Origin of the sequence: Phaeobacter sp., assembly GCF_022825805.1 — a bacterium.
Taxonomy (GTDB): domain Bacteria; phylum Pseudomonadota; class Alphaproteobacteria; order Rhodobacterales; family Rhodobacteraceae; genus Phaeobacter.
The window spans coordinates 44,072-57,774 of record NZ_JAJDWC010000089.1 but is presented as its reverse complement, the minus strand read 5'-3'; the positions used below and the strand labels follow the sequence as shown (position 1 = coordinate 57,774).

Genomic DNA, 13,703 nt, shown 5'->3' with positions numbered 1-13,703 from the left:
CCCGTTTGCGTGGCGGCCCCATTGCCGCCGGCCCCATCTATCTTTCTTCGCGTGCCGGGGCCTGAGCACATCGTCTCAGATAGGGCGCGCTTACATGAAATTTCCACAGATTGAAAGGGGAAGACGCGTGGTCCAGCCAGACGGCACAGCGGTTTGCGGGGTCTTGATTGTGACGGCAAACACCGCGGCGTTGTTAACCTGATCGTCAGTAGTTTTCGCAATTGTGCTGGCGAAACGGGCAGAACCCGTCAGTTGCAGCAGAAGGTGCTAAATGAACGATTGGACCAGCGGCTATGTCGCCGAACTAGACTACACATCCGATTTTTTCCACGACATGACCCCCACCCGTATGGCTTTGGCAACGCTTGCCCAGGGCCAGCGCCACGGATTGGATGAAGCGCAGCTGACATATTGTGAGCTGGGTTGCGGGCATGGGTTTACAGCCAACATTGTTGCCGCCTCCAATCCGCATATCGATGTGCATGCTATGGATTTTAATCCGTCGCATATCGCCGGTGCCCGCCTGCTGGCCAAAGAGGCGGATCTCCCGAATGTCACGTTTTATGAACGTTCTTTTGACGATTTTGGCGATGCTGCCGGCCTGCCGGAGATGTTCGATATTATCACACTGCACGGGGTGATGAGCTGGGTGTCGGAGGAGAACCAGAACCACATCGTCAATTTTATCTCTCAAAGGCTGAAACCAGGTGGTTTAGTTTATGTCAGTTACAACAGCCAGCCCGGTTGGGCCGGGGCAATGCCGCTGCGACAGCTTCTGACCGACCATGCGGCAAATGGGAGTGGACCTCTGGAACAGCGTATCGACGATGCGCTCGAATATGCGGAAACCCTGCGAGAGGCCGGGGCCCATTTTTTCACGCAGAACCCGCATGAAGCAACGCGGCTGCGCAGTATGCGGACGATGTCTCGTCAATATCTGGCGCATGAATTCTTCAACCGCGATTGGACCCCGTTTCATTTTTCAGACCTGGCCGCAAAAATGGCAGGTGCCAAATTGGATTTTGTGGGCTCTTCCAACATCATCGACAATTTCGAAGATCTTTGCTTCACCGAAGCTCAGTTGGCGGTTTTGAGCAAAGAGCCTGATCCGATCCGGCGAGAGGTGATCGGAGATCTGATGCACGCGGAGCAGTTTCGCACGGATTTGTTTATCCGAGGCAAAGCGCCGCAGACCGAGCGTGGCGCTGTCGCCGGGTGGTTCAAAACCGCGTTCACATTGACCCGCCGATACACCCATGGTCCGATCAAGCCTGAATGGCGGGGGACGGCCATCGACATGAGCGACATGGAATATGATGCGTTCCTAAAAGCTCTTGCCGGTGGACCGGCAACGCTCCACGAGTTGATGGCAAATGGCGTTTTCGGACATATGACCTGGGCCCAAATCACAAAGATGATTTCTATCTTGATCGGTGCAAAGTCTATCGCGCCTTGTTTACCTGCGGACAAAGCGCATAGAGCTCGGGAAGCCTGTCGTCGGTTCAATCTGGCGGTTTGCAACCGCGCGGAAGAGCTTGATCAACTGCGCTTTCTTGCCTCTCCGGTTACGGGTGGCGGCATTGAGGTGAACCGGCTGGAGCAGCTGTTCCTGCTCGCGCGTCATGAGGGGCACGAAACACCCGCTGCCTGGGCCGCCTTTGTGTGGCAAATCCTGGCGCCTCAGGGGCAGCGTATGGAGCAAGACGGTCGCACGCTTGAAACGGCAGAGGAAAATTTGGCGGTTCTTCAGGCGCGGGCGCAGTCTTTTGCTGCGCGGAAACTGGACATCTTTGTCCAGCTCGGTTTGTCCTTGGATGAGGTGGACCAACCGATGGGCGAAATGGCGACCAGCAGCGCCGCATAAATCGCGAAGACCAAAAACGAAAAACGCCCGCATCCAACATGCGGGCGTTTCAAATTCTGGCAATGTCACAAAATTAGCGACGGATGCCCAGACGCTTGATCAGGTCCTGATAGCGAGCGACGTCTTTGGCTTTGGTGTAGTCCAACAGCTTACGACGCTGAGCAACCATCTTCAGAAGACCACGGCGACCGTGATTGTCTTTCTTGTGGGTTTTGAAGTGCTCGGTCAGGGTGTTGATGCGCGAGGTCAGGATCGCAACCTGGACTTCCGGGGAACCGGTATCGCCCTCTTTGGTCGCGAATTCTTTCATCAGGCGTGCTTTTTCTTCAGCAGTGATCGACATCGGGGTCTCCTTAAGTGTCTAGAGTGGATGGCGCAGGCCGGGATGTCGTCCAGCACAGGCCCATGGAGGTGTCATAGGTCTGCCCAAGGCCAAACTGACCACAACAGAACAAGACAGAGGCTGCGTATAGGGAGATTCTGCCGAAATGGCAAAAGAAAACTCAAGGGCCGCGTAGGATGGGAAACAGTAGACAACCGGTCAGGTGAGAAGGCCGAGGCTACGTGCCTCCTCTGGCCCGATCAGGCGAATGTCATCTGGCAGCAGGTCATCCGGGCCGGTGATCCGCACAATAGGCAGCCCGTCTATCGTCACCAAATGCGCAGAGCTGTTTCCTTCGGTTGTAGAAATCTCGACCGCGGGTTTTTCGGTGGCACCGTCAACGTCGGGCATATCGTCAAGGACAAGAACCAATTGATCACTGCCGCGGGTAAAATCGGTCACCTCAATGGTTGCAGGACTGGTGGTGTCTGCTGGAATTTGGGCCAGTTGCGATGTCACAGACAAATTGGGCAAGACAAAGGTATCTGCCCCGTCGCCCCCGGTTAGAATGTCGCCTTCCCCTGCAAGCAGAGTATCCGCGCCGTCCCCGCCATTTAAAAAGTCGACCTCACCAACCCCATCATCGCCATGTAGCTTGTCGTCTCCGCTGCCCCCGAACAGAGTGTCCTCTCCCTGTCCGCCGGTTAAGTGATCGTTGCCATCGTTGCCGTGCAACGCATCACCTTGCGCGCCACCTGTTAGGTCATCCTGTCCCGCGCCCCCATGAAGCACATCTGCCCCATCGCCGCCCTGCAGCAGATCATCACCAAAATGGCCATATAGCGTGTCGTCTCCACCATCGCCCCGCAGCAGATCAGACCCGTCATTGCCATGCAATTGATCGCTGTCGGACCCGCCCGATAGCGTGTCATCACCGGCCCCACCAAAGAGTTGGTCAACATCCTGTCCGCCGCGGAGCAGGTCATCGCCGCCGTATCCGTTCAGTTGGTCGTTGCCGCCCAATCCGGCGAGTGTGTCATCACCATCGCTGCCGGCCATGAAATCGGAGGTCTCCTCACCAGATTGCAGCAGGTTGTCCAGAGGCGCGATATCGGTTTCGCCCACGGAGGAAGAGGAAGGCGTGACGGCGTCGCCTTCTGCGCCGTCGGGCTGATCGTTGTCAGCGTCGTCATCGACCAAAATGACACTGCCAACCACGGCAGCGCCAAGCAGTGCAGCCAGCATCAACATTGCGGCACCTCACAACCATACAGGCTAACAATATGTCACACGCCAAAGTTGCAATCAAAACAAAGCATGAACATTGGTTATCAAATGATGACTGTTCAGACAGGGCCTAAGTGGATTGGGCAGCAGGCAGCCAGAGCTGCGGTTGTTGGCTGTACCGGATATACAGGGGGTGTTTGGGGTGGCCAGCTTTGCTCAGCCCCAGATGAAACAACTGCTTGTCCGTTTGGCGGAATCTCTGCTCCGTTTTTGGACCCTGGTCGCGATAGGCTCCATGGGTGCCCCAGGCGCAGATCACCATATCCGCCCAATCGAGCCCATCAATCAAAATGGCGCCATTGTCGGGCCCCTCCGGATCCTTTGCAGCGCGCATGTCGCGCGGATCGGTGGCGCGGAAGGCAAAGATATTGGTCGCTCTAAATCCACCAAAGCCAAGCGCACGGGCGCGCCGTTCACACCGTTCGATGGTGGGATCATTTTGCACTTCAGTCGCTGTCGAGGGGTTCAACATGACGAACATGACTGTTTTGCCCGTATTGTCCCAAATCCGGGTCAGGCTGTACCGGTACTGGCCACAGTCGGAATAGACGGCGGTTGATGGTGCATCACCTTTGGTGTGGGTGCGAGTGATCATACCGTCAGCCGGTGCAGGATCGACAGCGACCTGTCAATCCGAAACCACATCACGCAACGAAAACTCGGCTGGGGTGCAGCTGGCCAGATCGGTATTGCCCGACGGCGACAGCCTTGCCCTCGAACGAGGCCCAGGCGGCGTCCCCGTATTCCACGTCAGAGGCCAGGACCATGCCAGGGTTGCCGTTGCGCAGTTTGCTGGCGCCCTCAGCCGTGCAGATCAGCTCTGGCAAGTCCGCCAGCCCATCTTCCAGCGGGCGCAAATAGGCATCAAGCTCAGTGGATTTGGCGAGGCTGTCCAAAACGTCCAGCCCGATACCGTCTTCGGCTTCGAAAGGACCGGACCAAATCCGCCGGAGGCATTTCACATGGCCATGGCAGCCCAGAGCCTCGCCCAGATCCCGTGCGATGGAGCGGACATATCCACCCTTCCCGCATGTCATCTCGAGAACGATGTGGTCGTCATCCGGTCGGTCGACCAACACAAGCTCTTCTACCCAAAGGGGGCGTGCGGCCAGTTCAACCTCTTCTCCGTCGCGCGCCAGTTTGTAGGCGCGCTGACCGTCAATTTTGACGGCAGAGAATTTTGGCGGGACCTGTTGAATTTCGCCGAGAAACGGCAGCAACGCGGTTTTGATGTCCTCATCGCTTGGGCGGAGGTCGCTTTCTGCGATGACTTCGCCTTCTGCGTCATCCGTATTGGTGGCCTGGCCCAGGCGCACGGTGAACGTATAGGCTTTCAGCGCATCAGTGATATAGGGGACGGTCTTTGTTGCCTCGCCAAGCGCAACAGCCAGGACACCCGTGGCTTCGGGATCAAGTGTGCCGGCGTGGCCTGCCTTTTTGGCATCAAATGCCCAACGCACTTTGTTGACGACAGCCGTGGACGTGAGGCCTGCAGGTTTGTCGACAACCAACCAACCCGAAATATCGCGACCCTTGCGCTTGCGTCCCATCCTGTACCCCGATGCATCCTTATGTGTGAGAGGCCGGCGGGTAACCGAGTCGAAAGATCCTGTCAATGTGTTGCGGCTCTGCTCGCCGCTTAAGCGCACACCTCAATTGGTGGTGTCTGAGCCGTGATCAAGCGGGGCCACGATGCCAACGATGGGACCCATGCGGAACCCGGCATCGCTGCGGTCAATGTCAGGTGCGTGCAGACGAGAAATATTCCCGTCAAAATACAGCGCGTTCGGAAGCATCAGCTTGTCTCGAAACAAGCTGCCAAATTGATGGAAGCTCACCGCGTTTCTGGAAATAACAAAGACGGCGCGTTGGCCGTCTGCGCTGGTTCCTACACCGTTTCGCACAAAAAATGATGTGGACTCTGGTAAGAACCGCGGATGCAAGGCCCCATCAATCACCAGCATCGGCCCTGACTGTGTGGCATATTGGCAGTCGGGCGACGTGGATTGAAACGCTAGCGTTTCGATGACCTGGGCCTTGTTTTCCGAGATGCAGAAAACACCATTTGGCAGCAGGCCAAAATTGCCAGGCCCAGGATTTGTGATCAGGCGCATTTCGTCCTTGTCGGTCTCACGATAGAGGCCCACCGGCGACCGGTCTGCGTGATACATGCCCGCATTTGTGGCAAAGCGCAGCTCAAGTCCCTGTTGGCGCAGATCTTCTTCTAGCCTGGAAAAATGTCCGTAAACCTCCCCAGCACTATCGCGAAGGAACAAGCGCAGATCATCCGTTGCCAAATCAGCTTCACAGACCGTGTAGCGGTTTCCCTCATAGGCGATGTCTTTGCAGTCCACTGCCGCCGCGGCCGTGGCCCAAGCGGTCAGAAGACCCGCAAACATCGCCCGCAGGATCACTGGTCCGTATCGCGGCGCACCGCGTCCTGGGACAGCATACGTCTGGTATCGTCCATCCGATCAAATGTTTCATCCAACTGGAACCGCAGCTCTGGAGTGAACTTCAATCCCAGTTTCTTGCCGATGATACGACGCAGCTCACCCTTGTTGCGGGCCATCAGTTTCAGGGTTTCGTCTTTGCCCTTGCCGCCGAGGGGCAGGACATAGGCGGTTGCAATTCTCAGATCCGATGTCACCCGCACCTCACCCACGGTGATCGACATACGGTTCAGATCAGGGTCATGCAGATCCCCGCGCGCAAAAATCTCCGAAAGAGCGCGGCGTACCAATTCGCCGACGCGCAGCTGACGCTGTGAGGGGCCTGCGCCCTCGTGAAGTTTGTTCTTAGCCATAATTCCGATGTATGATGAAAGCGGGCCTTTGCCAAGCGTGGCGCAAAGCGGTAGGAGGATTCCAGCAAAGAGAACCGGTCCTGAGGGCCGGAGATCTCAGACCGTAAGCAAGGGCTGATCTGATGGCAGAGACAAAAACTGACACCCCAGGCATTGTCGTGACAGGCGCATCCGGACGGATGGGGCAAATGTTGATCCAGACAATTCTGGAGCATCCAGCAGTGCGCCTCGTCGGCGCGGTTGAGCGGGAAGGCCACGATTGGGTTGGTCAGGATGTCGGCGTCGCTATGGGCGGGAGTGCAGCGGGCGTTGTGGTCACCGACGATGCTCTTGAGGCGTTTTCGAAGGCGCAGGCGGTGATCGACTTCACCGGGCCTGAGGCAACGATTGCATTTGCAGAACTGGCCGCGCAGGCGCGTGCTGTCCATGTTATCGGCACGACCGGGATGACCGATGCGCAAATCGCAAGACTTGAACCCGCCGCCCGCCATTCGGTGCAGGTGCGCGCAGGCAATATGAGCCTGGGCGTCAATCTGCTTGTTCAGTTGACCAAAAAGGTAGCGGCGGCGCTGGATGAGGACTTCGATATCGAAGTGATCGAAGCGCACCATCACCACAAAGTCGACGCGCCATCGGGCACCGCTCTCATGCTTGGTGAAGCTGCTGCAGAAGGCCGGGGTGTGGCGCTGGCTGATGTCTCGGACAGTGGTCGGGACGGAATAACCGGTGCCCGCAAGCGCGGTGATATCGGCTTCAGCGCCATTCGAGGCGGAGACATCGTGGGCGAACATGACGTTCTGTTTGCAGGTCAGGGCGAACGTATTGTCTTGCGCCACCTGGCAACAGACCGCGCAATTTTTGCGCGCGGCGCGCTCAAAGCCGCAATGTGGGGGCTTTCACGCGAGCCGGGGCAATATGATATGGTGGACGTCCTCGGTCTGTAGTCCGAGCAGAAAGTTCGCCTTTTTTGCGAGATTAGGTGAAGCTGAGTGTCAGAGGGCCTTGTTGCAAGGGGGCCTGTCGTAAGACTGAATGTAACAAGGTCGAAGGCATCAGCGATCCCTCAAAAATCGATCGCGATGCCTTTCTTTTCCCAATCACCGTAGCGGGACGGATCAAGGCCATCGCGGCCACCGAGCTCTTTTGGCAGCGCGGCTTGTTCCGCATCTCGTGCTTTGCGGCGTTCTGCGGCTTCTGCCAGCGCGCGCTGTGCTGCGGGGGGAAGATCGTCCTGGGATGTTTCTGTGCTATCGCTCATGCCGGGTTCCTTTAGCTGTAATCCATGATATACGCCCGCGTCCGGCGGCGACAACCCGTCTGCCGGTCTTACCGGATCAGGAGACGCTCATGTCCAATGGACGCCATGCCCGCCGCAGTGCCATCTACTTGCTCGACCAAGTCTTGGGAGAGGGGCGTCTGCTTGCGGAGTGCTATGCTGCAGGAGCGTTGGAAAAACTCAGCCCCGAAGATCGCGCGCGGGCACAACGCTTGGCGGCAGATACACTTCGCAATCTGGAACGGGCAGACCGTGTGCTGCAACGCTATCTGAAAAAAGCAAAGCCGCTCACGGTTCAAAACACTCTGCGCGTGGGCACTGTTGAACTGTGTTTGGGTGGAGCCGCTCATGGCGTTGTGAATGACATGGTGGATATCACCTCTGGCCATCGTCGGCATGGCAAGCTGAAAGGCTTGGTGAACGCTGTTCTGCGCAAGGTGGCCGACCAGGGCGCGGCAGAATGGGCAAAGCTGCGCACGCCGCGATTGCCGAAATGGTTGCGCGGGCCGCTTTCCCAGGCTTGGGGTGCGCCTGCCATGCTGGGTATCGAAGCTGCACATGCAGCTGGTGCGCCACTGGATCTGACGTCAAAGCCGGGCGCGGATCTGTCCGCCTTGCAGGCGGTAGAATTGCCGACCGGGTCTGTGCGGCTCACATCCTTTGGTCAAGTGTCCAGCCTGCCGGGATTCGCAGAAGGCGACTGGTGGGTGCAGGATGCGGCGGCGGCCCTGCCCGCCAAACTGCTGGCCGCGCAACCCGGCGAGGCGGTTCTGGATCTGTGCGCGGCCCCTGGCGGCAAGACCATGCAGATGGCAGCTGCAGGAGCAAATGTTACAGCAGTCGATCAATCTGCAGCACGTCTGGCGCGTTTGGAGCAAAACCTGCAACGTACCGGCCTTCAGGCGCAGGTTGTTGTTGGTGATGCGCTTGAGCAGACCGGGCAATTCGATGCCGTGCTTTTGGATGCGCCGTGCTCGGCGACCGGAACAATACGCCGACACCCTGATTTGCCGCACGCCAAAGACGGCAGCGGATTTGGTGCCTTGATCGATTTGCAGGCGCAAATGATGGCCCACGCCTGGACGCTGGTGAAGCCAGGTGGGCGCTTAATCTACTGCACCTGTTCGCTGTTGCCCGATGAAGGGGAATGCCAAGTCGAAGACGCGCTCGAGATGTTTGCGGACATGCAGGTCGGGAATGGTGTGAAGTCCTTGCCGGGAATCGAAGCTGATTGGATCACCGAAGAGGGCGGGCTGCGGCTTCGGCCCGATTATTGGCCTGATCTTGGTGGCATGGATGGCTTCTATATGGCTGAATTGATCAAGGCCGCTTGATCCCACGGTGTTTGCGCCAATGCGCTCGGCGCGTTGCTGCCATCATCCAGGCCAGAGCGCAGTATAATCGGTGACTTGGCGCAAATGCGCCGCTATGCTTTTTCCAAAACGCCCAAATGATATGAATGGCGTGAGGCAAAAGAGTATGTCCAGATATGACGGAATGGCGCGCCGGGGCACCCGGCTGCTGAATCGCTACTACGCTCGCCGCTCGCGGCGCCAGCCTGGGGCGACCGAATTTGTGTCACAACCAGAGCCAAGAACAATTGGCAGCTTTGCGAGAGGCCGGCAGCTTGTGGCCGGCAATCTGTTGTTTGCAGGATATCTGGTCGAATCGCCCACAACCGCGCTTTGGGATGTGGCAGCGCCAGATGTCGCCTTTGATGCCGAGCGTCATGGTTTTGCCTGGCTGGATGATCTTGCCTCGGTTGGTGATTTTCGTGCGCGTGAGAAGGCCCAGCTCTGGGTGTGGGGTTGGATTGATGCCTATGGGCGCGGCCGAGGGCCCGGGTGGTCGCCGGATCTGACCGGTCGTCGCGTCATCCGCTGGATCAACCACGCTTTGTTTTTGTTGTCAGGCCGCACCTCCGTCCAATCTGAGGCGTTCTTTCGGGCGTTGTCGCGCCAGACATGGTTCCTGTCGAAACGCTGGCAAGGCGCATCGCCTGGCTTGCCACGGTTCGAGGCGCTGACCGGCCTGATCTATGCGGGGCTCGCGCTCAAAGGGCATGAAAATCACGTCGATGTCGCGCTCAAAGCTCTGGCGGACGAATGCGGGCGCCAGATTGATGCGCAGGGCGGGTTGCCCACCCGAAATCCGGAAGAGCTGCTGGATGTCTTTACCTTGCTGACTTGGGCTTCTGCAGCTTTGCAGGATGTCGGTCGTGGTGTGCCTGCTGCGCAGACAGAGGCGATCGAACGGATTGCACCAACTCTGCGGACGCTACGGCACAGTGATGGTGGGCTGGCCCGGTTTCATGGCGGGGGACGTGGATTGGAAGGGCGGCTGGACCATGCGCTGGCGGCAAGCCATGTGACGGCCAGACATGCCGATGGGTTGGCTATGGGTTATGCACGACTGTCTGCGCGCAGGACCTCTGTCATCATTGATGCCTCGCTGCCGCCACTGGGGCGGGCATCTTGGAATGCCCATGCATCGACATTGGCGTTTGAACTCACGTCTGGCAGGCGGCCCCTAATCGTCAATTGCGGTTCAGGCGAGACATTTGGCGTGGAGTGGCGACGCGCGGGCCGCGCGACCCCGTCGCATTCAACGCTGTGTATTGGCGGGCATTCCAGTGCGAGACTGTCGACACCGGATCGCAGCAACGGCCATGAAACCCTGATTGAGGCCCCGGATAAGGTGCCATTGGAGATCGAAGATCTTGAAAGTGGATATCGGTTCCAAGGTGGTCATAACGGATACGAACGGCATTTCGGACTGACCCACGCGCGCTCGCTCGATCTGGAGATCGATGGGCGTACACTGACCGGTGAAGAAATGCTTCTGGCGATCGACCCCCGCAGCAAACGTCGGTTTGACAAGGCGATGGATGCCCAATCCTTGGGCGGCATCGGGTTTGATATCCGGCTTCATTTGCACCCCGATGTGGACGCAGCTCTTGACTTGGGCGGCTCCGCGGTATCCATGGCGCTCAAGAGCGGGGAAATCTGGGTGTTCCGTCATGATGGGACCTGCGAACTGAAGCTTGAACCCAGCGTCTACCTTGAAAAGAACCGCTTGAAACCGCGTCCGGCAAAACAAATCGTTCTTTCCGGGCGGGCGATGGAGTATGCCTCGCGTGTCAGGTGGACGCTAAGCAAAGCGCAGGAAACTGCCGTTGCCGTACGTGACCTGAACCGGGACGACCCCGCATCCTTCGACTGAGCCTGAAAAGGACCTGCTCCACTATGACCGATCTCCATCCAATACGCCGCGCGTTGCTTTCTGTTTCAGATAAAACCGGGCTCATCGAGTTGGGCAAAGCACTGACAGAGCGGGGCGTGGAATTGTTGTCTACTGGCGGGTCCGCCAAAGCGCTGCGGGATGCAGGCATGGCCGTCAAAGACGTCTCTGAAGTGACCGGCTTTCCAGAAATGATGGACGGCCGCGTCAAGACCTTGCATCCTATGGTGCATGGCGGTCTGCTGGCGCTGCGGGACAATGACACCCATGTCGCGGCGATGAACGATCACAACATCAGCGCAATCGATCTTCTTGTGGTCAATCTCTATCCGTTTGAAGCGGCTCTTGCGCGAGGTGCCGATTATGACGAGATGATCGAAAACATCGATATCGGCGGCCCAGCCATGATCCGCGCGGCTTCAAAGAACCATGCGTTCGTGAATGTGGTAACCGACGTGCAGGACTATGACGCGCTCTTGGCGGAACTGGACGCGAACAACGGCCAGACCTCTTATGCCTTCCGTCAGCGTCTGTCGCAGATTGCATACGCGCGCACGGCAGCCTATGACGCAGCGGTGTCGAACTGGATGGCGACGGCGATTGAAGAGAAGACTCCACGCCGTCGCGCTTTTGCAGGCGAGTTGAAGCAGACGTTGCGTTACGGCGAGAACAGCCATCAGGAAGCGGCGTTCTATACCGATGGTACCAACCGTCCCGGCGTGGCGACGGCGGTGCAATTGCAGGGCAAAGAACTGTCGTACAACAACATCAACGACACTGATGCCGCCTATGAGCTTGTTGCGGAGTTTGATCCGAAAGACAGCGCCGCCGTGGCGATCATCAAACACGCCAACCCCTGCGGTGTGGCCCAGGGGGAAACGCTGGTCGAAGCCTACCAAAAAGCCTTCGACTGTGATCGCACCTCGGCCTTTGGTGGCATTGTTGCGTTGAACCAGCCGCTGGATGCGGCCACTGCGCAGAAGATCGTTGAGATTTTCACCGAAGTGGTGATTGCGCCGGGTGCCTCAGATGAGGCGAAAGAAATCTTCGCGGCGAAGAAGAACCTGCGCTTGTTGTTGACAGACGGTTTGCCCGATCCGCGCAAGCCAATCGTTGCCTATAAACAGGTTGCTGGTGGGGTTTTGGTACAAGACAAAGATGTCGGTTATGTCGGCATCGAGGACCTAAAGGTTGTCACGGAAAAGGCGCCATCCGAGGCGCAGATGCAGGACCTTCTGTTTGCTTGGAAGGTGGCCAAACACGTTAAATCCAATGCCATCGTCTATGTGAAGGACAGTGCGACTGTGGGTGTTGGCGCTGGGCAGATGAGCCGTTTGGACAGCGCCAATGTTGCCGCCGCAAAAGCTGGTCGCATGGCGACTGAATTGGGGCTCGAAGAAAGCCTTGCCAAAGGCTGCGCAGTGGCGTCCGATGCATTTTTCCCGTTTGCAGATGGTTTGCTCGAAGCGGCAGCAGCCGGTGGCGCCTGTGTGATCCAGCCGGGTGGTTCGATGCGCGATGACGAGGTGATCAAGGCAGCCAATGAAAAAGGGCTCGCCATGGTGTTCACCGGTATGCGCCACTTCCGGCACTGATATGGTTCTATTCCCGTGGTCCTGCGCCCTTTGGGCGCGGGTCACGGAGCATAGACCAGAGGAGCGAGTATATGCGGGCAAAAGCACTGATCTGGTCAGCAATTTTCGCGTTTTTGGCTGATCAGATCACAAAGATCTGGGTGATCCAGATTATGGATCTCGCCAATCGGTTTTCGATTGATGTGTTACCGCCGCTGTTGCGGTTTCGCTATGGCGAAAACACCGGCATCAATTTTGGCCTGTTCGGAGGTGGGACCGACACAACCCGTTGGGTGTTGATTGCGGTTTCGCTGGCCATTTGCGTTGGTCTGACTGTGTGGATCCTGCGGTTGCCGCGGGATGCCCGCGCCATGCAGATCTCAGCCGGTTTTGTGATCGGAGGGGCGCTGGGCAATGTGCTGGATCGGGTGGTCTTCGGTTATGTTCTGGATTTTCTCAACACATCGTGTTGCGGCATCAACAATCCTTTTGTTTTCAACGTGGCGGATGTGTTTATCTTTGCTGGCGCAGCGGGTCTGATCTGGTTCGACGGCCGCCAGAAAAACCCTGCGTGACCTTGGCAGGTAAATCGGCTAAACACACAAGCGAACAGGCGGGAGTATCGGGTCATGCGGGTCCATTTTGGTGTGATGGTTATGGTTGCTGGTGTCGCGTTGTCCGCCTGTGGTCAAACAGGCTTGCGCGATCTGCGTCCGGCTGGCACCGGTCCTGATGAGTTTCTGATCCTGCCTGCCAAACCTCTGGCTGAGCCGACCAACTATGAAACGCTGCCTGTACCGACACCTGGCCAAGCCAATCTGACCGACCGCAATCCCAAAGGTGAGGCTGTCGCGGCTCTTGGTGGGCGACCCGCCGCGCTGGAAGCTGGGGCTGGTATCCCAACCAGCGATGGTGCGCTGGTGACCGCGGCAAGCCGCTATGGTGTTGAGGCAACCGTACGTGAAGACCTGGCTGCGTTGGACGCCAAAAAGCGCAAGCGTGAAAATCGGACCGCGCGGTTCAAGCTCTTCCCTGTGGATCGGTATCAGGAAGCCTACAAGCGTGAAGCGATCCGCCCCAATGAGGTTAGCGCCATTTTTAGCGGCGCAGGGTTCGAGCAGCCGTCAGCACCACCCGCAGAATAAGCGACTTCGCCGGGAACGGCTGCAGCGATCAGAACGAGTCGATCACGATAAAGCCATTTATCTTGAGATATCTCGCAGTCAGCTTCATTTGAAAAACCACAATACCGCGCCTACCTTGTGGGCATCGGACGTCACAGCGCCGGTGCGTGTTCGCTATGACCGGGCCAGCGCTGTGGAAGATGAAAAGAT

Annotated in this window: 14 protein-coding genes; 7 read left to right on the top strand and 7 right to left on the bottom strand. The window is 57.9% G+C overall.

The features are described from left to right. The first annotated feature begins 271 nt into the window (after positions 1-271). The gene (locus Q0C28_RS10155) at positions 272-1,864 is read left to right on the top strand and encodes a methyltransferase regulatory domain-containing protein (RefSeq protein ID WP_293575362.1); all 1,593 of its coding nucleotides are present in this window, start codon (positions 272-274) and stop codon (positions 1,862-1,864) included. A gap of 73 nt (positions 1,865-1,937) precedes the next feature. Here the strand turns inward: Q0C28_RS10155 and rpsO are convergent, their stop codons facing one another. The 6 genes from rpsO to rbfA all read right to left on the bottom strand — a co-directional run bounded on the left by rpsO (position 1,938) and on the right by rbfA (position 6,279). After that, a complete protein-coding gene (gene rpsO, locus Q0C28_RS10150) occupies positions 1,938-2,207 on the bottom strand; it encodes a 30S ribosomal protein S15 (RefSeq protein ID WP_008561536.1) in 270 nt (89 codons plus the stop codon). 198 nt (positions 2,208-2,405) lie between these two features. Next, on the bottom strand, positions 2,406-3,437 hold the full coding sequence (locus Q0C28_RS10145) for a calcium-binding protein (RefSeq protein ID WP_293575356.1): 1,032 nt from the start codon (positions 3,435-3,437) through the stop codon (positions 2,406-2,408). A gap of 106 nt (positions 3,438-3,543) precedes the next feature. Next, positions 3,544-4,068 carry a DUF1643 domain-containing protein gene (locus Q0C28_RS10140; protein ID WP_293575354.1) on the bottom strand — a complete coding sequence of 175 codons (525 nt, stop codon included), beginning with the start codon at positions 4,066-4,068 and terminating at the stop codon, positions 3,544-3,546. Between the two features lie 49 nt (positions 4,069-4,117). Further along, complete coding sequence (truB, locus tag Q0C28_RS10135; protein WP_293575352.1) at positions 4,118-5,023, bottom strand: tRNA pseudouridine(55) synthase TruB; 906 nt, start codon at positions 5,021-5,023, stop codon at positions 4,118-4,120. A 102-nt stretch (positions 5,024-5,125) separates the two neighbouring features. Next, positions 5,126-5,872 carry a phosphodiester glycosidase family protein gene (locus Q0C28_RS10130; RefSeq protein ID WP_293575350.1) on the bottom strand — a complete coding sequence of 249 codons (747 nt, stop codon included), beginning with the start codon at positions 5,870-5,872 and terminating at the stop codon, positions 5,126-5,128. 11 nt (positions 5,873-5,883) lie between these two features. After that, positions 5,884-6,279, bottom strand: coding sequence for a 30S ribosome-binding factor RbfA (gene rbfA / locus Q0C28_RS10125; protein ID WP_293575349.1), 396 nt, complete (start codon positions 6,277-6,279; stop codon positions 5,884-5,886). Positions 6,280-6,401: 122 nt separating this feature from the next. Between rbfA and dapB the strand changes: the two genes are divergently transcribed. Further along, a complete protein-coding gene (gene dapB, locus Q0C28_RS10120) occupies positions 6,402-7,223 on the top strand; it encodes a 4-hydroxy-tetrahydrodipicolinate reductase (protein ID WP_293575347.1) in 822 nt (273 codons plus the stop codon). A gap of 119 nt (positions 7,224-7,342) precedes the next feature. Here the strand turns inward: dapB and Q0C28_RS10115 are convergent, their stop codons facing one another. After that, positions 7,343-7,537, bottom strand: coding sequence for a DUF1674 domain-containing protein (locus tag Q0C28_RS10115; protein WP_293575345.1), 195 nt, complete (start codon positions 7,535-7,537; stop codon positions 7,343-7,345). 89 nt (positions 7,538-7,626) lie between these two features. Here Q0C28_RS10115 and Q0C28_RS10110 point away from each other — a divergent pair, with 89 nt between their 5' ends. From Q0C28_RS10110 to Q0C28_RS10090, 5 genes are all read left to right on the top strand, one after another. After that, entirely contained in the window at positions 7,627-8,889 is a 1,263-nt protein-coding gene (locus Q0C28_RS10110) for a transcription antitermination factor NusB (RefSeq protein ID WP_293575343.1), read from the top strand. A 145-nt stretch (positions 8,890-9,034) separates the two neighbouring features. Further along, positions 9,035-10,777 carry a heparinase II/III family protein gene (locus tag Q0C28_RS10105; protein ID WP_293575341.1) on the top strand — a complete coding sequence of 581 codons (1,743 nt, stop codon included), beginning with the start codon at positions 9,035-9,037 and terminating at the stop codon, positions 10,775-10,777. A gap of 23 nt (positions 10,778-10,800) precedes the next feature. After that, positions 10,801-12,390, top strand: a complete 1,590-nt coding sequence (purH, locus tag Q0C28_RS10100; RefSeq protein WP_293575339.1) for a bifunctional phosphoribosylaminoimidazolecarboxamide formyltransferase/IMP cyclohydrolase — start codon at positions 10,801-10,803, stop codon at positions 12,388-12,390. A 71-nt stretch (positions 12,391-12,461) separates the two neighbouring features. Then, entirely contained in the window at positions 12,462-12,944 is a 483-nt protein-coding gene (gene lspA / locus Q0C28_RS10095; RefSeq protein ID WP_293575337.1) for a signal peptidase II, read from the top strand. A gap of 54 nt (positions 12,945-12,998) precedes the next feature. Then, positions 12,999-13,514: a DUF3035 domain-containing protein gene (locus Q0C28_RS10090; RefSeq protein WP_293575335.1), complete on the top strand. Its 516-nt coding sequence runs from the start codon at positions 12,999-13,001 to the stop codon at positions 13,512-13,514. The last annotated feature ends 189 nt before the right edge of the window (positions 13,515-13,703 follow it).